The sequence below is a fragment of the Shewanella pealeana ATCC 700345 genome, assembly GCF_000018285.1.
Classification (GTDB): Bacteria; Pseudomonadota; Gammaproteobacteria; order Enterobacterales; family Shewanellaceae; genus Shewanella; species Shewanella pealeana.
In genome coordinates this window covers 5,102,590-5,125,464 of record NC_009901.1, presented here as the reverse complement: position 1 = coordinate 5,125,464, position 22,875 = coordinate 5,102,590, and the positions used below count along the sequence as shown (strand labels likewise).

The following is a 22,875-nucleotide window of genomic DNA, read 5'->3' as shown; positions in this document are numbered from 1 at the left end:
TTAACTATTACTCTTTGAGTTTTATAATTGAGCGACCTGTCATCTCTTCAGGTACGTCTTGTCCCATCAAGGTTAACATAGTCGGCGCTAAATCACTTAAACGACCGCCATTTTCTATCTCTGCATCACGCCCGACATAGATTAACGGTATTAATTCGCTGGTGTGTGCGGTGTGAGCTTGACCTGTAGACTCATCCGTCATCTGCTCGGCATTACCGTGATCGGCAGTAATTAAACACTCACCCCCCACTTTTTCTAGCGCTTCGACAACGCGACCAATGCAGGTATCGACGGCTTCACAGGCTTTAACTGCCGCATCGAAATTGCCCGTGTGGCCAACCATATCACCGTTAGGATAGTTACAGATGATGACGTCATACTCGGTTGACTCGATGGCCGCAACGAGCTTGTCGGTTAATTCGGTAGAACTCATCTCTGGCTGCAGGTCGTAGGTCGCGACTTTTGGAGACTGGATCAGAATGCGATCTTCACCCTTGAACGGCTCCTCTTTACCACCGTTGAAGAAGAAAGTGACATGGGCATACTTCTCAGTTTCAGAGATACGTAGCTGAGTCAGATCTCTGTCTTGCAGCGTCTCGCCTAAGGTATTAACTAAGTCACTCGATGGATAAGCTATTGCGGCCTTAATGTTGGCAGCATATTCGGTCAACATAACGAAGTTGATCTTCGGTGTAACGGCTCGCTCGAAGCCATCAAAGTCAGCATCGACGAAGCTGCGGGTAATTTGACGAGCACGATCGGCTCGGAAGTTCATGAAAATCAGTGCGTCATTGTCGACAAGCTTAGCGATATTGCCCTGAGCATCTGGAATAACTGTGCTGCCAACAAATTCATCATTCTCATCACGCGTATAAGCGGCTTCAATTGCGTCTACTGCCGTAGCACTTTGGTGCAGGCTTTTGCCTTCAGTGATGAGTTCATAGGCTTGTGATACGCGATCCCAGCGGTTGTCGCGGTCCATCGCGTAGTAGCGACCAATCACAGATGCGACTTGACCTGTACCTAAGGATTTGAATAGTTCTTCAAAGTGAGCCAAGCCTGGTTTAGCGCTGCGTGGCGGTGTATCGCGGCCATCTAAGAATGCGTGTAGGTAGACTTTTTTCGCGCCGCGTTTTACCGCAAGGCGGCACATGGCTTCGATATGATCTTGGTGACTGTGAACGCCACCTGGCGATAAGAGTCCCATGATGTGGACCGCACCATTAACCTCGATTGCATCATCGATAGCCTTGGTTAGTGCAGGGTTTGTATCAAACTCGCCATCATCGATAGCTTTGCTAATACGAGTTAGCTCTTGGTAAACGATGCGCCCAGAGCCAATGTTGATGTGTCCGACTTCAGAGTTACCCATTTGGCCGTCAGGTAAACCAACATCGATGCCAGAACCTGAGATTAAACTATTTGGATATTTGGCATTTAACTGGTCAAGAACCGGTGTGTTGGCATGAAAAACAGCATTTTTTTGTGTGTTTTCACGGTAACCCCAGCCATCGAGGATCAGCAGTGCCAGCGGGCGTTTGCGTGTCGTCATGGTAGTACCTTTAAGTTTAAAAAATAAAATTGAAATCAGAATTGGTTAAATATTACTACCAATTATGGTCGTGCATAAAGACATTTACCCAGATTGGCGTTATCGGATTGCGCTATTGCTGTTATTTACCTGCCGAAGAGTCACGGCAAGCGTGACTAACATTCTGTATTCTGCACCAAGCGGTGGTATACTCTGTGCCCTCATTATATTTGGCCCTAAAAATAGTAGGCAGTTAACGATGCAAGAATATATGGAATTTTTTAAAGCGAACCCTATGTTAAGCGTGGCTTGGGTTGGTTTGTTTATCGGTGTTATCGTCGTAACGATTAAGACAAGTGTTTCTAAAGTGAAAAATGTTAATCATCAAGAAGCAACTATGATGATGAACAAGCAAGACGCCAAAGTCGTTGATGTGCGCGGAAAAGAAGAATTTAAGAAGGGTCATATCGTAGGTGCTATCAACGTGCCACTAGCCGATATAAAAAATAATCAGCTTTCTACCCTTGAAAACTCAAAAGCCAGTCCCATTATAATGGTATGCAACGCTGGCATGACTTCGTCTCAAGCTGCTCAGCTGATGATTAAGCACGGTTTTGAAAACGTGAGCAATCTGAAAGGTGGTATGGGTGAATGGCAGTCAAATAATTTGCCTGTTTCAAAAAGCAAAAGATAGAAGTGTCGGTGTAGCCATTGCTTTTTTGTTGAGTAATTGATTAGAGTGTTAGCTCTCAACTTATTGTGGTTACCGGCATTGAACTGAGGGGCTTCCCCTCCAAAAAAGCGTCTGTTGACTAAATAAATCAAAAATGGGGACAGCAAATTGGTTTAAGATCAAGCTTGCCAAGCCCTGAGACTGGCTCTTTTGAAGTAGCCTCATTAATTTTAAGGTAGGATAGTATGGCTGAAGTAGCAAACAACGAACAACAAGGTCCACAATTCAATATTCAACGTGTTTACACAAAAGATATCTCTTTTGAAACACCAAACAGCCCAGCTGTTTTTCAGAAAGAGTGGAACCCAGAAGTTAAGCTTGATCTAGATACTCGCAGCAACAAACTATCTGATGACGTATATGAAGTTGTACTGTCTTTGACTGTTACAGCTAAGAACGGCGAAGAAACAGCATTCTTATGTGAAGTTCAGCAAGCGGGTATCTTCGCTATCGCTGGTCTAACTGAACAGCAGCTAGCTCACTCTCTAGGTGCATACTGCCCTAACGTTCTTTTCCCATATGCTCGTGAAGCAATTGGTAGCCTAGTAAGCCGTGGTACTTTCCCACAACTTAACCTAGCGCCAGTTAACTTTGACGCACTATTTGCTCAGTATGTTCAACAGCGTCAAGCTGCTGCAGCTGAAGCACCAGCAGAAGAAGCTAACGCTTAATCGCATGAAAAACACTGCCGACATTACGGTACTGGGGGCGGGCTCTTACGGGACCGCCCTTGCCATTTCTTTAGCGAGCAATGGCCACAGAACCATGCTTTGGGGCCACGAACCCGAGCACATAGAAAACCTGAAAAACGACAAGTCCAACGAAGCGTTTTTGCCAGGTATTCCATTACCAGACTTACTGATCCCAGAAGCGGACTTAGCAACAGCATTAGCGGCATCTAACAATGTGCTAGTGGTTGTACCTAGTCATGTTTTTGGATTAGTGCTGACTCAAGCAAAACCGCTGTTACGCAAAGATTCGCGTATTGTGTGGGCCACTAAAGGTCTAGAGCCTGAAACTGGCCGCTTAATACAAGATGTTGCCCGTGAAGCCATTGGCGATGAGTTTCCTCTTGCCGTGTTATCGGGCCCGACTTTTGCCAAAGAGTTAGCTGCCGGTATGCCAACTGCGATTTCGATTGCAGGTACCGATCCTCAGTTTACTAAGGATTTGGTCGAGCTGTTACACAGCCCTAAGCGTCTGCGTGTATACGCCAATGACGACTTTATTGGTCTACAGCTTGGCGGCGCAGTTAAAAACGTTATCGCGATTGGCGCAGGCTTATCAGACGGTATCGGTTTTGGTGCGAATGCAAGAACAGCACTAATTACTCGCGGCTTAGTTGAGTTGACCCGTCTTGGTGAAGCTATGGGTGCGCAAGCCTCAACCTTTATGGGGATGGCTGGCTTGGGTGACTTGGTACTGACTTGTACCGACAATCAGTCACGTAACCGTCGCTTTGGTTTAGCATTGGGCAAAGGCTCAGATGTTGAAACCGCACAAGACGAAATTGGTCAAGTGGTTGAAGGTTATCGCAACACTAAAGAGGTCTACACGCTAGCTAAGCGTTTAGGCGTCGAGATGCCTATCACCGAACAGGTTTACCAAGTCTTGTATAAGGGCAAGTCTCCAGTTGATGCAGCTAAAGAGCTACTCAGCCGTGAGAAGAAGTCTGAGACATCGTCGGCAGAATAGTTTTACTGCTAATAGACTGAATAATTCATTTAGTAGATTAAAAACCGAAGCCTAGCTTCGGTTTTTTTGTTTTCACGACCGTAATACCGGTCAGTTATTCCTTTCTTTTTTCCTGAATAAGCTCCTCTAACGCAGTAGCCAAGAATAGTCCCCAAAACATGATTGTCCCTAAAAGCAAGAAGAGGCCATTGCTATGGCCAAGCGAGATACTCAGAACGGCAAGCATATTCACCCCAATAGCTGTACGTTTTAAATAGGTAAATTGTTGGCTTACTTTCATAAAAATCCTTATTAATAAACAATCTATCCATGAAAAATCGTTAGTCATTCTTACATTATCAAATACGGACTTATTGAATAAGGGGGGGTTACAAAGTGAAACATGAGCTATCAAGGTAGTTGGCAGCTTAACTCATGACAAAAGCACTTTTTGTCGAAGCTGGCATAAGTACTTCCTTGTACAAATCCCACTTCATGCCATATATGGACCCATCCGGTTTGCAAGATATTTAATATCGACTTTGAGAAGAGTTCATTGCACCCATATATTCGGCCTGTTATTGAGGTACTCCTCTGGCCCTGATGGATATTTGCTTCTACTTTCCTTATCATCCTTACGGCTTCTTTAGAGCCTGTGGCGAAGCAAGGTTTTAAGCAGAACAGTCTGACTGTCTCATCATCAAATCAATTATCTTGGCAACTTGGTGGTTAGCAAAACTTATGATTATCTCGTTAAGTTGACGCGTTAATGATTAATTTATACTGTGATACGGTATTCATCTTCTCTTGCTGCTATAACCCACGCTATTCGTGCAAGCTTATTAGCTACGGCAACACAAGCTCTGTTAAAGCCACGCCTTTCTGCAAGTGCGCTAGCCCAGCAACTAAATCTGTCAGTTTTATTAGAACTATGCTGTAAGACAGTTCTTGCCCCGTGGATAAATAGCGTTCTCAAATAAGCGTTTCCTCGCTTACTAATACCAAGCAAATTATTTTTCCCGCCACTACTATGCTGTTTGGGTACTAGACCGCACCATGCTGAAAAATGTCTCCCATTGGTAAAATCTTTACCTTGCCCAACAGCTGCATAAAATGCTGTGGCAGTCACAGGGCCAATGCCTGGTACGCTTTCTAAGCGCTGGCATACTTGGTTACTTTTCACCTCTTGTTGAACTTGGGCATCACAGTTTTTAAGTCGCTTCTCAATGTCATTAAACTCTTCATATAGTTGATAAAAAACACTTCGGCCTTTGACTGTTAATTCGTTATCGGCATTTTCTAGAATATCTGGTAGCTTTGTCCTAAAAGACGCTTTTCCTTTTGTGATGACAATGCCGTACTCAGCGAGCATACCTCTCACTTGATTTATCAGTGCAGTAGATTGTTTGTTTAGTCTTTCTCTCATTCGATGCAGCATCTGAATATCTTGCTGCTCTACTGGCTTAGGCTCTACAAAGCGCATGTTGGGGCGTTGTGCTGCTTCAGCTATCGCAAGTGCATCGTTATAGTCATTCTTATTTCCTTGTCTGTAGGGAACGACATACTGGGGTGCTATTAACTTAACTTGATGGCCAACTTTCTCGAACTCCCTAGCCCAATAGTTTGCACCGCCACAGGCTTCCATCACAACAAGGCAAGGTTCTATTTGAGCAAGAAAAAGCACTAACTCTTTGCGCTTAATTATCTTCTTTTTGACAAGCTTTCCGGCTTTATTAACGCCAACAAAATGAAAAACGGACTTTGCGATATCAAGACCAATTGTAGTAATGTTCATAGTGGACCCGTCCTCTTTCTGATGAGTTTAAGCAACTACATCGTGGCCCATTGCGAGGCCGATTAAAAGTGGATGGGTCCATTCCATTATCCATGGCGAAGATGGGATAAATACTTCCATGTATAAATCCCACTTCTTGCCATCCATGGCGAAGATGGGATAAGTACTTCCTTGTACAAAAAACAGTGCTAAAATAGCGCCCTTTTTTATGCCTAGGGTTTACCAACGATAGGCACCGTTTATTTAGGAGTTATCGAGTGAAACATCATGACGTCATCATTATTGGTGCTGGTGCGGCTGGGCTAATGTGCGCGGCGGCTGCAGGTTACCGTGGCCGTGATGTATTAGTGCTTGATAACGCGAAGCAAGCGGGTCGTAAAATTCTTATAAGTGGTGGCGGCCGCTGTAACTTCACCAATCAAAAGGTCGAGCCGAGTAACTTTATCTGCGGTAATGGCCACTTTGTTAAATCGGCATTGGCACGCTATCGCTCGAGTGACTTTATCGAATTGGTTGAGCGTCATGGCATCGAGTACCACGAGCGCGATCATGGTCAGTTATTTTGTAATGACTCGGCCAAAGAGATCGTTACCATGCTACTTACCGAGTGTGAGTGGTCAGGCGCGCAAATTCAATTACGCACCGAAATCAGTAATATCAGCAAAAATAGCGATGGCCTATTTGAGCTGACAACAGATAAAGCACAATACAGCTGTGAGTCTCTGGTCATCGCCACTGGTGGCTTGTCTATGCCAAAGCTTGGCGCATCGCCTTATGGTTATCATATTGCTGAGCAGTTTGGCCTAAAAGTGCTCTCAACTCATGCAGGCCTAGTACCTTTTACCTGGCATAGTGAGCAAAAGCAGCGCTTTGAGCCACTATCTGGCATTGCGGTACCCAGTACTATTACTGCTAAGGATGGCACTCAGTTTAGCGAGGCACTGCTATTTACTCACCGAGGTCTATCTGGCCCTGCAATTTTGCAAATCTCCAATTATTGGAACCCTGGCGAAGCGATCAGCATCAACCTGCTACCGGGTGAAGATGTGCGCGCTAAGTTGCAATTGGCTTTAACTAATAGCCCTAAGCAAAGCTTACGTAATGCTTTGTCGCAATGGTTACCTAAGCGTCTAGTCGAAGTGTTATTTGAAGAGTCTTTGCTTAATAAGGCGCTTAACCAGCTAGTACACGCCGAGTTAGAACAGTTAGCTGTAGATATTGAGTCGTGGACGCTAGTGATGAACGGCACCGAAGGTTACCGCACTGCTGAAGTCACCCTAGGTGGCGTCGACACAGATGAGTTGTCATCTAAAACCATGGAAGCTAAATCTGTACCAGGGTTATTTTTTGTCGGTGAAGTGATGGATGTAAGTGGTTGGCTAGGAGGCTTTAACTTCCAATGGGCCTGGTCATCAGGTGTTGCCGCAGGGCAAGCTGCATAGGTTCTTTTGTCAAATTCAATCGAAGACAATCTTCAATTTAAAGTGAGATGAATTGTCTTCATTGAATTAATTTAGCAGGTTTCAGGCTGACGAAGAGAGCGAGCCTTTTACAAACCCGATAAATCGGCAAAGATTAGGTAGTCGGTAATCAAACCATTTTGCACTTTTAAAAACGTTGAGAATACCGCTGAGTGTTTGCTCCCATCCAAGCGAACATAATCTACAGTGCCATGGCAGCTGGCACTAACCGTACCTGAGCTATCAGCGGGCTGATAAATAACCTCTTCTATAGTGTGTTTCATCGATTCTATGCTAGAGAAAAACTGTTTATTCCCCTCCAGAATAGCGGATTTGTCTGTAGCTGCTGGGTTATTACCAAGGCGGAAACGGATCTTGCTTGCCAGATTGTTCTGGAGATAATCGAGGTCTTTGTTATCCACGGCCTGATACAGTTTCTGTACCAAAGTATTGATTTCTTGAATGTTCATCTTGCTTTCCCTATAGCTAAAAATACAAACGTTAGTTTTTCTTCTGCAATTCGTCAGACTCGCCACCATACATATTTTTCTCGGCAGGCTTATCACTCGCATATTGCAGAAACTCAAACTGCAAGCCTGCGGGGTCGTTGTAGTAAACGGTTTGTCGAAACGGATGTATGCGTCCTTTTATGTCAGGGTTAAAACCTTCAGCCGCTAGACGGTCTATTACAGCTTGTAGGTCATCGACGACAAAGCCGATGTGGGCGACACCAGGTTCAATGCCTTTAACATCTCTGATTTCTCCAACGGCGCTGTCGTTCAGGGTGAGGTAGTAGTCATCATCACCAACATGTAACCAATGACGGCTTGATGCATGCTCATCACTCCCCCAAGCCATCTCCCCTTCACCACGGATACGCCACTCTGGAAATGCTGTTAGCAAAAACACCAATGTAGGTTGAATATCTTTTACGACTAAATTCACATGCTCTAAGCGCACCATAAACACCTCTTAATTAACTTTTGATTGCAGTATTAAATTTGATGGGCTTACTTTAAATCATCGAGTTTGATAAACAATATGCTAACAAGTAGACTCAGAGTTGAGTTTTTCTCAACCAATAGCAGGATTAAATGGACACTTTTAATGCTATTCCGATCTTTGTTGCTGTGGCAGATAGTGCCGGTTTTTCCAGTGCCGCTCGTGTATTGGGTATTTCAAAGTCAGCAGTAAGCAAACGTATCACGCAATTAGAACAGCAGCTTGGGGCGCGTTTATTTTATCGCTCTACCCGTAACCTTAGTCTGACTGAGGCTGGAGAGCGTTACTATCAATATGCATCTCAAGCCAATCGTGCCGCAAAGCAGGCTGAAGATGCGGTGAGTGAGCTACAAGGTGAACCAAAAGGCTTGTTAAAAATTCAAGTGCCGATGACGATAGGGCAAATGCATTTGGCCTCGCTTATCCCTGAGTTTATTGAGCGTTACCCTGAGATTCAGATTGACCTTGTGATGGATGATGATGAAATCAACCTGATTGAACAGGGCTTTGACTTGGCGATTCGTGCCGATGACTTGGTCGATTCGAACTTAATCGCACGTCTGTTAGTTCCTTTGCATAGCGTTGTTTGCGTATCTCCCTCGTTTTATCAAAAACACCGACAACAGCTTACATCTCCCTCCCAGTTAGCCGATCTAAACTGCATACTTTATAGCTATTCCAAAAATGCCGATGTATGGCAATTTAACGCTAACAATGGTGATGAATTCAAAGTCAAAGTAACAGGAAACTATCGAGTTAATAATAGCGCTGCACTTAGAGATGCGGTTATAGCTGGTATGGGGGCGGCACGGCTCCCCACATTTGTTGCTGGAGCTGCCATTCAGAGGGGGGATCTGGTTGCTATATTTAAAGACTATACAATGCCGAGCAAAAAGCTCAACGCTATCTACCCTGAGCGTCACTATTTGCCTGCAAAAGTAAGAGTGTTTTTAGATTATGTTATTGAAAAACTAGGGAACGGATCTGCATATTGGGATGAATTTTAGTGATTAACAGTTCTTATCAAACATTTACAATGGTCTTGGTTCTGATTTTATCCTGTACTGCTATTTAGCTGCTATTTAGCTGCTATTTAGCTGCTTAAGTTGGCAGCACCCTCCTTAGAACGTAAGTTAACTCTCTGTATTAAACTTGTAAAAGAAGGTTGCAAAAGTCAATATATACTAGAGCATCGATAACTTATCGGAATGCTGTAGTAACTGAAGTTAAAAGGATATTTTCAGATGCCGACTCTAAGTGCCAAGGTGATTTATTATATACAGCTAGATGCGGTGGTTTGGGCGGTAACCGCTGATGGCCAATGGGTCATGATCTTGCCTTATCAAATCCAAGCTGACATCCCCATTTACAAGTTGAGCCCCGAACAGTTGCAGACGGATGCGAATGGCGAGTTCTACGGCGTGTTTGATGGTATGAGAGTCACTATTCCTCAAAGTGTTATTAGTGGTTCCAACCTTGGTAATGATGGCCCTGATAGTCAGTTAAGCCTGCAGTATCAGGGTGATAATCAGCCGGCAACAGATAACGAGCATCAACAGGGAACCAGTTTATTTTATCAGGTCGTAGAGCATGATGAAGATGCTGTTATTGCCGACTCAGGATTTGATACCCAAGGGGATAACTTAACCAAAGACGCCAGCAGTCAGTTCAGCACTAACCAACAAGACTCCTTTGCCCCCATCATTTTAACCGTTGAATTTATCGATATTGACGGTTACATCAACCGATTCGAATCTCCAAGCGTCACTCTATCTGGTCAAGCGATTAAAGCCGCAGATGGACAGCTGTTAGAGCTAACGCTGACTGACAGCCTTGGCCAACAACAGAACTTTGAGGTCATAGTACAGCAGCAAGCGTGGCAGCTGAGTGACTTAGATTTGCAATCTTTTGCTGAAGGCGAGCTAACCGCGACCATTACAGCTTTAACTTACCCCGGTGATGTCACCGACGGGTTTGATAGCAGCATTAAAGACACCTTAGCGCAGATCTCGATAGAAGTTGATACTGGCGAAGATACAGTGATCAACGAGCAGGAAGTGCTCGCTGTCGATATGAAGGGTGAAGCTAAAAATATTGAACAGGGCCAAGCAGTCACAGTTACCGTGACCGATGTTGATGGTCATCAACTTAGCTTTGTAACCACAATAGTGGATGGACTATGGCTGTTAGAGGATGCGGATCTCTCAAGCCTTACCGATGGGCCATTGACCTTTGACGTTGATGCACTGGATATTGCGGGCAACCCCGCGAGTGCAACCGATGAAGCCTATAAAGATACTCAGGCGAGCATCACGATAACAACACTTGACGATAATGGCCTACTTAATCAGGCAGAAGTGCTAGCCACCACACTCATTGGTGAGGTCTTCAATATTGAAGATGGTCGGCCGGTAGAGATTTCGGTGACCGATAGTCAAGGTCACACCCTGCTGTTTACTAGCGTGACCCGTAATGGCACATGGGTGGTCGATGACGTCGACCTGTCTTCTCTTGCAGAGGGAGCGTTAACACTAAGGGCGGTAACCTCAGACTTAGAAGGCAATCTTGCTACAGGTTCCAGTACGATTACCAAAGATACATTAGCCTCGGTGACGATAGAGTTTGTCGATAGCGATGATGTAATCAATGCCACAGAGCAGCAAGCCGTCCATGTGCGTGGTAGCGTCAGTCATATTGAAGATGGCCAGACTGTTACTGTTATTTTTAGTGATCCCCTAGGTCATGAGCGGAGCTTCACCACAGTTGTCGTGGCTGGCGGATGGCAGCTGAGCGGTGCGGATTTGTCGGGTTTTGCCGATGGGAGCCTAAGTGCCACTGTTTCGGTAACAGATATGGCGGGTAACTTAGCCACAGCAAGCGATACAATTGCCGTGGATATCTTGGCCTCAATTAGCATTGAAGTTGAAACTGGTAGCGATAGCGTGATCAATGCCAGCGAGATGTTGCTGCTGGATATGTCGGGCAGTGTCACCGATATTGAAGATAACCAGTTGGTCACTATTACCGTGACCGATGTAGAGGGAAAGGCATTAACTTTTACCACAACAGTGATTGATAGCCGCTGGCAGATAGATGACGCCGATGTTTCGAGTTTAGCGGATGGCAGCCTAGGTTTTACTGCGAGTGCTAGCGATATCGCAGGCAACTTAGTTGAGGCAAATGTCGCAGTCGATAAAGATAGTTTGGCGACGATCACCGTCGAAATAGTCGATGATAATGGCTTAATTAATGCCGCCGAATCGACAAATGCAACACTCGCCGGCACAGTTATTAATATCGAAGATGGCCGACCGGTCGTCGTCACTGTGGTCGACATTAATGGTAAAACCGCCAGCTTTAATGCGGTTGTCGTTAACGGTGAATGGCAGGTTCCTAATGTCGACTTGTCGATATTTGCCGATGGCCAGTTATCATTGCAGGCCGATACTGCAGATTTAGCGGGTAACCCAGCAACCGGAACAAATACGGTCACTCTCGATACCCAAATTAGTATCGATATCGATACCGGAGCTGATGGATTTGATGCGGCTTTGTTTATCTATGGTGTCGAGAAGTCACTGAGCGGGATAACAACAGGTGTAGAGGTTGGTCAAGCCGTTGAGCTGACGCTAACAGATGGTATTAATGCGTTAACCTTTACTGCGCTGGTTGAGGCTGGTGGTAGCTGGTCGTTTACAGATTTAGACGTAACAGGACTAGATCGTCAAGCGCCATGGTCACTCGATGTTAAGGTTAGCGATAAGTCGGGTAACAGTGCGAGCGATGCTATGCCGACGCTATTTGTGCCTGCGATTGCTTCGATATATGAAGCTGCACTCAACATCAGCTTAAGCACCAGTGTCACGATTCCTATTGAGATCCCCGATGCCGCTTTAAGCATAACGGCGGAGCAGAGTCGGCTATTAACCCTCAGCTCTGAGGGGCAAGCGTTAAGCATCAGTGTGGCTGCTGACGGGCAGTCATTTACCCTTATCCGTCTCGGTGATGGTGAGACAGTGATGACGGCAAATCTGTCGGGGACAGATCTGAATGTGTCCTTATTTCAGCCTATGGATGAGCTGAATAACAGTAATGTGCTGAGCTACATTCGTTTAAGTGGCCTGCAAACTGATGCTGACGGCACATCAGAAGAGATCATCACCTATGCCGTGCTTAATATTCGCGACACTCGCCCGTTCGCTTTCGATGATCATGAGTTTGTCATTGAGGACACCAGCGCAGTCGGCTCTTTATTCGGTAACGATTATACCATCGAAGGACCTTTAACCCTGACCTCGGTGCATTATGATGGCGTCGATTATCCAGTGTCTATTGCAGTGCCAGCGGTTATTGCTACGCCTCAAGGGATCATGACTATTCAGTCCAACGGTAGCTGGAGCTTCATGATCGCAGAAAATCTCGATAACACTCAAGCACAAGTTGTTGAGCTATTTTATACGGTGTTGGATTCCGATGGCAGCGAAGCAACGGCGAATGCGACCTTCACCGTCGGCGATGGCGCGCCTGGTGGTATGACTGATGTGATAGGAGCGAGCCAAGAGGGCGATATCGATGCTAGCCCGCAGGTGACGACTGAAACCTTTAGCGTTACCGCTGGCTCGGACACCTTACAAGCTGACACCATTCGCTTTACTGCACTCACTCCGTTTCATCTGCAGAACCAAAACTTATCTAGCAGCGGTATCGCGTTGAAGTTTGTGCTATCGAATAACGGTAAAACCTTGACCGCTTTCACCGATGAGGCGTCACCGATTACCGTATTTACCATCGTATTATCGGCAAGCAATGTCGGGGATGATCTCAGTGTCGATGCTACTTTCACCCAGTCGGCGCCACTGGATCATCTTGGCACTAATTTGCTCGAGATCATTACCGATGTCACTGCGATGGATCTTGATGGTACCGATATACAGGAAGGGAGATTAACCTGGAATGTGAGTGACGGTAATTCTGCTGCATTGGCAAATATCACTCAGCTAACCTTCGATGAAGGTTTACTGGTCAATGATCCTATCAGCCAAAGTGGCACATTCGATGTGCTGGTGGGCAGTGATACTGTGTCCAGCGTGTCATTTGCGGCAACGGCGCTGCAACCAAAACTGACCGCGGGCGGGGTAGATATTCAATATAGCCTGAGTGTCGATGGACTGACGTTAACCGCCCACCTCGGCAATGTGAGCGATCCGGTTTTTGTCATTGAGCTGAGTCACAGTTGGAGTGCTAGCGCCGATAGCCTGAATCAAAACTATGACTTCACCCTATACCAAGCCTTTGATCAGACACTTAGCGAAGATATCGACTTTGGCCTGTTAATCTCTGATTTTGACGGCGATGTTGCCAGTGCAACATTGACGGTAACAGTGCAAGATGCCGCTGCCGCCTCAATTAACGACATTAGCCTCAATGTCAGCGAAGACCCATCCATTACCGCTTACGGAGATAGTGCCACAGGTCATTTTAATATCACCGCGAGCAAAGATCCTATTGTTGATGTAGCATTTAGTGTGGTTGATGGCGCTGAGGTAAAAAACGCCGCAGGTACCACTCTGACTCAAAATGGCTCAAAGTTGTTTTGGCTGGTGAAAGACGATGGTGCTTCGTTGGACGCGGTGACGGCAGAGGGCAAGCTTGTCTTTACCATGCGCTTACCAACAGACGTCGCCGTTGACCCCGAACAGCTGGCAACCATAGCATTAGACTTTAACTTACTGGGGCCGATTGACCATTTAGGCGCCGCCGATCTATTTGATACCCTCAAGGTCACTGTCGACATTCGAGACAGTGATAACACCATCTCGTCGGGAGAGGTCTCAGTCGATATCTATGATGGCCAAAACGCCATACTGCCCGATCCGTTGCAACTCAATATCAACGAAGGGATCCTCACAAGTACGAATCCCATCTCAACTTCGCAGCTGTTATCGACATCGGCGGGCAGTGACAGCATTGCCGAAATCACCCTGACTGATAGCTTTAGTTTTGGCACTTACTATAGCGGCACCGAGAAAGTCATACTCAATACCACAGCTAACGGTGACGGCTGGCATGTAGCTACACGAGAGACCGGGGGGGAGCAGGTATTTCAGATCCGCTTTAATGCCAATGGAAAAGTGGAGTTTAAGCAGTTTAGACCCTTTGACCATGCTAATGCCGATGGTGAAAACAGCTTAGATCTATTGTTTGAAGTGAACGCAATTGATGTCGATAACGATAAGTCAGCCTCGCAGACCATCACAGTTACCGTAGTCGATGATATTCCAGAAGATACCGCAAAGACCTTAGAGTTTTTTGAAGCCGTGAATGAAGTGCATAGCGTGCAGATGTTTAACTCTGCCGAGCAGGGAGCCGATGGCGCTAAGGTTACTGATATCACCTATAAAGGCGTGTCTTACGCAGTAGGAACCGTCATTGAGCTATTTACTGATGCCAATCCAGCCGCAGTTAAATATGGTGAGCTGGTGGTGGATGAAAATGGCTTAGCAACGGTGACCACTTTTGAGTTTGCCTACAACGCGCTTCAGTTTACTGAAGACGTACTATTGCAAATTACCGATGCCGACGGTGATATTGCTACCGACACCCTAACCCTTATTGCTAAAGATGCCGAAGGTTCAATCATCGTCTTTAATACCGCGTTTATCGAGGACACGGATACCATTTTTGCTGTTGAGGCTAGGCCGGGAGATATCGACGAAGGCGAATTTATTATCAGCATGGTGTTTGATGCAGCCGCTCTGCAGGGCGGAGTATTGATGCTTGACGGCACCGAGGTGCCAAAGGATGCCGATGGTAATTACATCCTGTCTCTTCTCAATGGACTGTTGAGTGAGGACCCATTAACGCGAGTGGCGATTCCTAATGGTGATTTGAGTTATCAGCCGATAGAAGATGGCTCCGATGCCACCGCCAGCGCAGCTTTTATCATCACGGTCAACATTACGGGTAAGCCTGCAGTTACTACTACTGTACCGATTACTGTTGAGTCTGTGGCCGATACCCCATTATGGGATGCGAGTAGCGAGTTCAGTTATGCGGTTAATGAAGATGCCGCAAGTTTCAATATTAAGCTGGGGGCGACTTCAAAAGATGAAACCGGCTCAGACCCTCAAGGCTCTGAAACGGTCACTTATGTTATCGACAACATCAGTGCTGGTTTAAGCCTGACTGCGATAGGTCTTGCCATCAGCAATGGTATGTCGATAAGTCAGCTTCAGTTAGATAACCTGATTGCGACGGTGGGAGAAAACCTTGCCGGGGAATTTACCTTCACCATTCAAGCTAAAGCCACCGAAAGTGACAATAAAGACACTAAACTCAGTTCCCTTGAGACCGTAACCATAGATGTCACACCGGTTGCTGATAAGCCCACATTAACTACCCAAGATATTCGCAGCGACGAAGATGCGCCTATCTTGCTTAAGGCGGTGATAGCAGGAGCATTAACCGACAGCTCAGGCTCTGAAATTTTAAGTTATGAACTCACTTTGCCCGATGGTTGGTCTATCGATGCTCCTTCCGCGACGGTGAGTGGAAATGTGTGGACGGTACTGGCTTCTGAAGTTGACTCTGGAGTGGCTAAGCTTATTCCTGCCGCCGACGCTAGCTCGGCTAATCTTGGAGAGTTTTCCATCGCGGTTAGAAGCTTTGCTACAGAGACTTCGCAAGATGGACAGGATCCCGCCGATGGCATTATTCACCCCAACCCGAATTACAGCGAGGTGGATCATGTAACAGTGACCCTGACGGGAGTGGCAAACGACAAGCCGATTATTAATGGCGATGCTAATGTCTGGACCATAGATAATGACACGGGGGTTATATCAAATCTGGTTGATTTCAAAGAGGATGAGGCGATAGCTCTCGATTTCACTATCGTCACCTCTGACGACGATGGATCAGAATCACTCGATCTGCGCATTTCAGGCTTACCCGATGGGGTGATATTTGTCGATGCTGGTGGAAGTCCTGTTAACTTACCTGTGGTTGGTTTCATTAATAATCAGCCGGTATATGGGGTGTCTGCCACCCTGTTGGCCAGTTTAAGCCTAAAGCTGGTGACAGACTTTAGTGGCCAAATTAGCTTTACCATTTTAGCTCAAAGCACTGAGTTGGATGGTGATTCTGCGGATTATGAGCTAACCGTCAATATCGAGATTGCTCCTGTTATAGATGCCAATGCGGCTTCGCTGGCTACGACGAGTTATGGTTTTGAAGACCAAGCCATCCCATTAGATTTTACGCCCAACCTCAACGCCGATATTGATGGCAGTGAAACTATTACTGGGCTTATTATCCCGTATCAGGACGCTGATGGTTTTATTTTGACCTTAGATGGTTCACAGGTAACGATTCCAGTTTCTGGGTTAGATGTCAGTACCTTAGTCGATAGTACTAGCCCAACACTTACCGCGTTACTCAACTCAGGGCGACTGGCTGCTGTACCACCAGAAGATGCCGACGGTAGCTTCTCTTTTGATGTGAGCTATCAAGTGACCGACACCTCTGACACCGGTGCACAAATAAGTGAATATGTTGCAAGCCAAATCACAGTGGTTGTCGATGCCGTTGTCGATTTAACTACGCATCTGCAAAGTGAGCAGCCAACGCTTGTGAGCAGTGATGGTTCGGCGATCGACTTAACAGGGCAAGTACTGTTCTTCGATGGCGATATTGACGGTTCTGAGGTACTGGATTATTTGGTGATCATAGTGCCGAGTGGTGACGGTTGGTACGTGTCGCACCCTAATGGAGCCATTGACGATGGTGATGGCCGCTGGATTATTCCAGTTTCTGGCATGACGAGTGATACGGTGCAAGAGTATGCGCTGGACCTACTTAGCGGTGCGACGATTATCAGCGAGTTTGCCACAGGTTTAGAGCAGATAATCGTCGAGGCGAGAGTGCAGGACCGAGACGATGCCGCCATTATTAAGACTAACTTCTTGGTGCGTTTTGACCAAGATGCGCCAAATAGCCAAGCAACAGACGTTGGAGCATTACTGTTAACAAGCGTCGACGCCATCGAAGATACGGCTATCGACTTTTCAGGCCACCTCAATCAGTTGCTTAGCCCTGATAGCAATGACCTGATTAGCTTTAGAGTGCTAGCTTCCGACTTACCCGAAGGTGGCTACTTTAGCGGCAGCGATGTAAAAGCGGTTTATGATGCTACGGGTGAGAATGTCATCGAATATGTGTTCACTAGCGCGTCACTAGCTAACCTCAAGTTACATAATATCAGCGAAGATTATGCCGGTGAGCTGAATATTCCTATTCGTATTATTGCCACCGATAGCATCAGTGGTGACACTAAAATTGATGACTCTCAAAGCCTTGAAGTTGAGATAGTTCCAGTTGCCGACGGTGTGAGTTTACATATCGCGAATCGAGTCATGCTAGAAGACGCCCCTATTCCACTTGGGATCAGCCTAGTGTTAGATGATCCAGATTCAAGCCCTAGTACAGGTGGTTCGGAGCAGATTCTGTTTGGCGATAACGCCAACCCGATCACCATTACCTTGCTCGATGGCGGCAGTATCAGTGACAGCACAGGTCTGTGGTCGTTAAAGGCGGGCACAACTGATACTTGGGAATTTACTGGCAACAGCATGGCCTTGTTAAACCTTTCGTTGGGGCTACTCGAGTTTGTGCCGACAGAGCACTTAAGTGGCGACTTTAGGCTGAAGTTCTCAGCGACGAGTATCGATACTGCTAGCATAAATGGCGGCGATGTCACCGATCAGGCACCATTTGAAAATACTTTTACCATAGAGGTGACACCGGTAACCGATGCCGCAGAATTACCTGCGGATACGCACATCATATTGGGTCAAGAGGATAGCCTGATCGACCTGTCTGGTTTAGGTGCATCCGGCTTAGGTTTAATTGACCAAGATGGTTCTGAGGCGATCTACCTGACCATTCATGGCGTACCCAGTGGCGCGGTGCTGTATTACCAAGATGGGGCAAACTTGGTGCAGTTGCCTAATGAGGGCACTGACGGAGGCAGCTTTAATGGTTCGCCAACTTATTCTTGGTCAGCTACTCCTGCGCAGTTAGCCGGACTGGTATTGCAACCGCCTTTAGATTTTAGCGGTGACATTCCCCTCTCGGTTCAAGCTATTACTCAAGAGCTAGGCACTACCGACTTTGTGACCAGCGCAGCGAATATTCTAGTTGGGGTTTCACCCATAGCCGACGGTATTGATGTCATTACGGCTCCAAACAGCCAATACACCAGCACCGAAGATGAAGTCATCACTATCGACTTAAACGCCAAAATCAATGAGTTTGATGCGACAGAATCGATTTCGATGAAGCTGATAGTCACCTCTGATGATGCTTCAGCGCTGGTGGACTTAGAAGGTGTGAAGGTGGGGAGCCAATTCGTGTCGTTTAAATATGATGCCGCTAGCGACAGCTATTACGCCACTCTCTCAACCACGAGCCCTTTGACTCAAATCGAAATTTATCCCGGTGAGCTCGCCTTTGGCACCTTAGATGTGCAACTTGAGATCGCTTCGGTCGATAGTGCGACAGTTTTAGGCAGCTTACAAACAGACTTAAGTACTGCTGAAGTGCTGAACTTTGAGGTGGAGATAACCCCTGAAGTTGATGCACCTGTATGGACTCAGGTTGGAGATGTGCTAGCAACGGATATTAATGATGTTGCACTCAACCTTGGTCTAGCCCTGCAAAATCCGGCGACCAATGAATCGGGTGTGTTAACCATCTACGGTGTGCCCGACACTATGACGCTATCAGCGGGTAATAAAAATGGTGATAAATGGCTGGTGGATATTGATGATGTCGCCACCTTAACGGTTATTGGCGCACAAGATGGCGATATTTTAAACCTCACCTTAGACCCTACAGCGGTATTAGGTACAGATACCGCCAGTGGTATCGTAGAAACCATTACCGTCACAGTGGATGTACCGCCTGTCGTTTTCTCTAGCTTTATGGCGGGGCCGAGCGGGTTTGCTATGTCTCCGCGAGCAGCCTTGGGCATAGAGCCTGAGTCTATGCAGCCAGTCGAGCAGGATGACAATGCTGAGCTGGTGGTTAGTGAGCTGACAGAAGCGATAAAGCAAAGTGTGCAGCAAGCCGATGAGCAGCATTATCTAAACAGTGGCCCTAACACTGAGCTGCAATATGCAACGCCCCCCGACGATGCATTATCGCGCTTAGAGGATGAGATGGCCTTATTGAGTCAGCAGCCATGATGATACTCGAGCAAGACGTCACCGCTAATGTGATTGAGTCGCTCTGTCAACGGCTCGGTCTCGCCTATAGCGAGCAGTTGCTGTTGCGGCAGATGGTTAGCCGAAAAGGGCTGTCGGGGCATGACTTGCAGCAGGCTTGCGATAACTTAGGGATAGAAGCGATAGAGCAGAAGCTCTCTGTGTCCAAGATGGCGCTGCCAGCCATTGTTGTCTCTAAGCAAAATCAGCCAGGACTGTTAATCATAGATAAGAGTGGCGAGTTGCAACTTATCGACGCTAAAGGCACTGCCTCGCCAATAACGGCAAGCGATTTTAAGGCGCAATTTTATCAAGACAGCTGGCACGTTAAACGCAAAATGATTACCGATGCCCGTAGTGAAGAGCATCATCTTGAGGTTAAGCGCCATTGGTTATTAGCCGCCTTCGACGAAGTTAAACCTTTTTACGGCAGCTTCTTGCTTGGCTCGTTAGCGATCAATATTCTCGCGCTGGTTACCCCCTTATTTACCATGAATGTGTATGACCGTGTCGTGCCTAATCAGGCCATCGACACCTTGTGGGTGCTAGCAACGGGAGCCTGTATCGCCATTGTATTTGATTGGTTATTGAAGCAAGCGCGCACACGCTTAGCCGATGTAGCCGGTAAGCAGGTCGATATTAAGATGTCGAATATCTTGTTTTCTAAGGTATTGGGCATGCGTTTAGAGAGCCGGCCAGCCTCCGCTGGCGCCTTTGCTAAGCAGCTGCAAGAGTTTGATAGTATTCGTGACTTTATCACCTCGGCCACCTTAGTCACCGCAGTGGATCTGCCCTTTACTCTGTTGTTTTTAGCCCTGATCACTTGGTTAGGCGGTTATATGGTGTTGGTGCCATTAGCCTGCATGTTGCTGCTGTTAATTATTAGCTTTGTGATGCAAAAGAAGCTGATGGCGACCATAGAACACACCTCTCAGCTGTCTACTCAGCGCCAAGCTCACCTGATAGAAACCCTCAACTTACTGGTTGAAACCAAACAGAATAACGCTGAACCCAAGGCGCAGCGTATTTGGGATGACACGGTCAACAGCTTGGCCGATTGGCAGAACGAGTCTCGAATTGCCTCTAACACCCTCAATCATAGCGTGATGAATAGTCAGCAGTTGGTCACCATAGGCTTGATCATCTCTGGGGTGTATCAAATTCACGCGGGCAACTTGAGTATGGGGGGCTTGATCGCCATCGTCATGCTAAGTGGCCGCGCGGCCAATGCGATTAATCAGATCTCCATGTTACTGCTTAAGTTTAAACAGACTCAGTCGGCTATCACGGCGGTCAGCTCCATCTTGGAATTGCCCCAAGAGCAGGTTAAAGCCAGCCAACCTAGCACTGCGGTGGGCTTTAATGGTGCGCTGTCATTGCGTCATGCCAGCTTTAGTTATCCCGACCAGCCTCTGCCAGCGTTTACCGAGGTGAATCTAGAGATTAAAGCTGGAGAGAAGATAGGTTTGCTTGGGCCTGCTGGTGCGGGTAAGTCGAGCCTGCTAGCTATTATGGCTGGGCAGTATCAACTTAGTAGTGGTCAATTGTTTTATAACCGACTAGAGGCCCGCCAGTGGGCAATTAGCGATGTTAGAGAGCAGGTGGGTTGGATGTCACAGCAGCCAGCATTGGTGTACGGCACAGTGCTGGATAATCTGTTATTTGGCTTAAAGAAGGTTGATGAGAACTTATTAGCTGAGATCATAGTTAGCTCTGGGATAGATAAGTTAATGGATCGACTGGGAAGCGGCTTAGATAGCCAAGTGGGTGAGTTTGGTCGTCAGCTTTCCGGTGGCCAGCGTCAAGCTATTGCCTTGGGAAGAGTGTTGCTGCGCCAGCCAAAATTACTGCTACTGGATGAACCAACTAGCGCCATGGATGAGCGCTCCGAGAATCAAATTATCGCCTGCCTATCACAGGTCAAAAATAGCAGCCTAGTTATCGCCTCCCACAACCCTAAATTGCTGAGTTTATGTGACCGTATTTTAGTGGTCGATAAGGGACGCATCATTCAAGAGCAAACCCCTGATGAGATGCGTCAACGTGGCAAGAGTCGTATCAAAGCGGTGAATGTGCGTCAGAAAGGAGAGCTGAAATGAGCGGCCGTCTCCATATAAAGCACCTTGAGGGTGCTAAGCGCGCTAACCAACTGATTTTTCTGGTGGCGGCCTTGATTGTCGTGACCCTAGTCTGGGCCTCATTTGCCAAGCTCGAAGAGGTAGTGGTGGGTGAAGGCATGGTAGTGCCGACATTAGCCGTGCAGCAGATTGAGAGTCTAGATGGCGGGATCTTAAAACAGGTATTAGTTAGGGAGGGACAGTCAGTCTCGGCGGGAGAGCCGCTATTACTGCTCGATGAACTTCGTTTTGCATCGGCCTACGATGAGGCCAATATTCAAGCCGCTGCGCTTAAACGGCAAAAGGCACGCTTAGATGCAGAGATTAGCAGCGTGGTTATTGATGATGCAGCGAGCTACTGGCGCGATAAAGTGCTAATCAAGCCGAAGGCAATCAGTGCACTCGATGTGTCGGTCAGTACCCGCTCGAAAGCGATTTATCGTTCGCGATTATCTCAGTTGTCATCACAGTTAGAGCAATCGGCGCAGGTGATAGAGCAAAAAGTACAAGCGATAGAAGAGGGGCTGATCACCACTCAGGCACAGCTCAGTGGTTTGCAGTTAGTAAAGCAGGAAATCGTGATGACCCGCGCGGCGGTGCGAGAGGGCGCGGTTGCGGAGCTAGAGCTATTAAAGCTTGAGCGTGATGAGATCCGCTTGAAAGGCGAGTTATCGGCATCGAAGGCTAACGGTCGTCAACTACGTGCGGCGCAGAATCAAGCCGAAGCTGAGTATCTCACCGTGGCTTTAGACTTCTTAAGCCGTGCGGAAGCCGAGCGTAATGAAGTGATTAATGAACTCAATGCCCTCACCGAGAGCATCAAAACCCTTGCCGATCGCTTGGCTAGAACTCAAATTGTTTCACCTATCAATGGCAATGTGACCAATATCTTAGTGCGTTCCATTGGTGCGGTGGTTGAGCCAGGCGAATCAATCATGGGCATAGTGCCTCAGGACGGCGCTTTGATCATTGAAACTCGAATCGCCCCCAAAGACATCGCCTTTGTGCACACTGGGCTGCAGGCAACCGTTAAATTTACCGCCTATGACTTCGTGATATATGGCGGCCTCAAAGGTGAGGTGATCTATGTGAGCCCGGATGCTCAACAGCTAGATGACGGCACCACCTATTTCGAAGCCCATATAAAAACAGAAGAAAACGTACTCAATGGCTGGCCGATTATTTCAGGAATGCAAGCCAGTACCGACATATTAACCGGTGAGAAAACCGTTTTAAATTATTGGCTAAAGCCTCTATTACGCGCTAAAGCAAATGCACTTCGCGAACCATAAGGTAAGG

General features: G+C 46.9%; 13 protein-coding genes. 8 read left to right on the top strand and 5 right to left on the bottom strand.

The window, feature by feature from the left end; genetic code table 11:
• Positions 1–7: 7 nt before the first annotated feature.
• Positions 8–1,552, bottom strand: coding sequence for a 2,3-bisphosphoglycerate-independent phosphoglycerate mutase (gene gpmM, locus SPEA_RS22110; protein ID WP_012157404.1), 1,545 nt, complete (start codon positions 1,550–1,552; stop codon positions 8–10).
• 238 nt (positions 1,553–1,790) lie between these two features.
• Between gpmM and SPEA_RS22105 the strand changes: the two genes are divergently transcribed.
• From SPEA_RS22105 to gpsA, 3 genes are all read left to right on the top strand, one after another.
• Positions 1,791–2,225, top strand: coding sequence for a rhodanese-like domain-containing protein (locus SPEA_RS22105; RefSeq protein WP_012157403.1), 435 nt, complete (start codon positions 1,791–1,793; stop codon positions 2,223–2,225).
• A 224-nt stretch (positions 2,226–2,449) separates the two neighbouring features.
• On the top strand, positions 2,450–2,935 hold the full coding sequence (gene secB / locus SPEA_RS22100; RefSeq protein ID WP_012157402.1) for a protein-export chaperone SecB: 486 nt from the start codon (positions 2,450–2,452) through the stop codon (positions 2,933–2,935).
• 4 nt (positions 2,936–2,939) lie between these two features.
• Positions 2,940–3,959, top strand: a complete 1,020-nt coding sequence (gene gpsA / locus SPEA_RS22095) for an NAD(P)H-dependent glycerol-3-phosphate dehydrogenase (protein WP_012157401.1) — start codon at positions 2,940–2,942, stop codon at positions 3,957–3,959.
• 94 nt (positions 3,960–4,053) lie between these two features.
• On the opposite strand, the gene SPEA_RS22090 is transcribed toward gpsA, so the two are convergent.
• On the bottom strand, positions 4,054–4,239 hold the full coding sequence (locus tag SPEA_RS22090) for a hypothetical protein (protein WP_041411184.1): 186 nt from the start codon (positions 4,237–4,239) through the stop codon (positions 4,054–4,056).
• A gap of 477 nt (positions 4,240–4,716) precedes the next feature.
• Positions 4,717–5,733: an IS110-like element ISSpe2 family transposase gene (locus SPEA_RS22085; protein ID WP_012153491.1), complete on the bottom strand. Its 1,017-nt coding sequence runs from the start codon at positions 5,731–5,733 to the stop codon at positions 4,717–4,719.
• 257 nt (positions 5,734–5,990) lie between these two features.
• Between SPEA_RS22085 and SPEA_RS22080 the strand changes: the two genes are divergently transcribed.
• The gene (locus SPEA_RS22080; protein WP_012157400.1) at positions 5,991–7,175 is read left to right on the top strand and encodes a BaiN/RdsA family NAD(P)/FAD-dependent oxidoreductase; all 1,185 of its coding nucleotides are present in this window, start codon (positions 5,991–5,993) and stop codon (positions 7,173–7,175) included.
• Between the two features lie 107 nt (positions 7,176–7,282).
• Here the strand turns inward: SPEA_RS22080 and SPEA_RS22075 are convergent, their stop codons facing one another.
• Positions 7,283–7,663 (bottom strand): nuclear transport factor 2 family protein, encoded by a 381-nt coding sequence (locus SPEA_RS22075; RefSeq protein WP_012157399.1) that lies wholly within the window; start codon positions 7,661–7,663, stop codon positions 7,283–7,285.
• Positions 7,664–7,694: 31 nt separating this feature from the next.
• Positions 7,695–8,156, bottom strand: coding sequence for a VOC family protein (locus tag SPEA_RS22070; RefSeq protein ID WP_041411183.1), 462 nt, complete (start codon positions 8,154–8,156; stop codon positions 7,695–7,697).
• Positions 8,157–8,287: 131 nt separating this feature from the next.
• On the opposite strand from SPEA_RS22070, the gene SPEA_RS22065 reads away from it, so the two are divergent.
• The 4 genes from SPEA_RS22065 to SPEA_RS22050 all read left to right on the top strand — a co-directional run bounded on the left by SPEA_RS22065 (position 8,288) and on the right by SPEA_RS22050 (position 22,868).
• A complete protein-coding gene (locus SPEA_RS22065) occupies positions 8,288–9,202 on the top strand; it encodes a LysR family transcriptional regulator (RefSeq protein WP_012157397.1) in 915 nt (304 codons plus the stop codon).
• A 237-nt stretch (positions 9,203–9,439) separates the two neighbouring features.
• Positions 9,440–19,441, top strand: a complete 10,002-nt coding sequence (locus tag SPEA_RS22060; protein WP_012157396.1) for a T1SS-143 repeat domain-containing protein — start codon at positions 9,440–9,442, stop codon at positions 19,439–19,441.
• Positions 19,438–21,558: a type I secretion system permease/ATPase gene (locus tag SPEA_RS22055; protein WP_012157395.1), complete on the top strand. Its 2,121-nt coding sequence runs from the start codon at positions 19,438–19,440 to the stop codon at positions 21,556–21,558. The genes SPEA_RS22060 and SPEA_RS22055 overlap by 4 nt, the downstream gene beginning before the upstream one ends.
• On the top strand, positions 21,555–22,868 hold the full coding sequence (locus SPEA_RS22050) for an HlyD family type I secretion periplasmic adaptor subunit (RefSeq protein ID WP_012157394.1): 1,314 nt from the start codon (positions 21,555–21,557) through the stop codon (positions 22,866–22,868). The genes SPEA_RS22055 and SPEA_RS22050 overlap by 4 nt, the downstream gene beginning before the upstream one ends.
• Positions 22,869–22,875 lie beyond the last annotated feature (7 nt).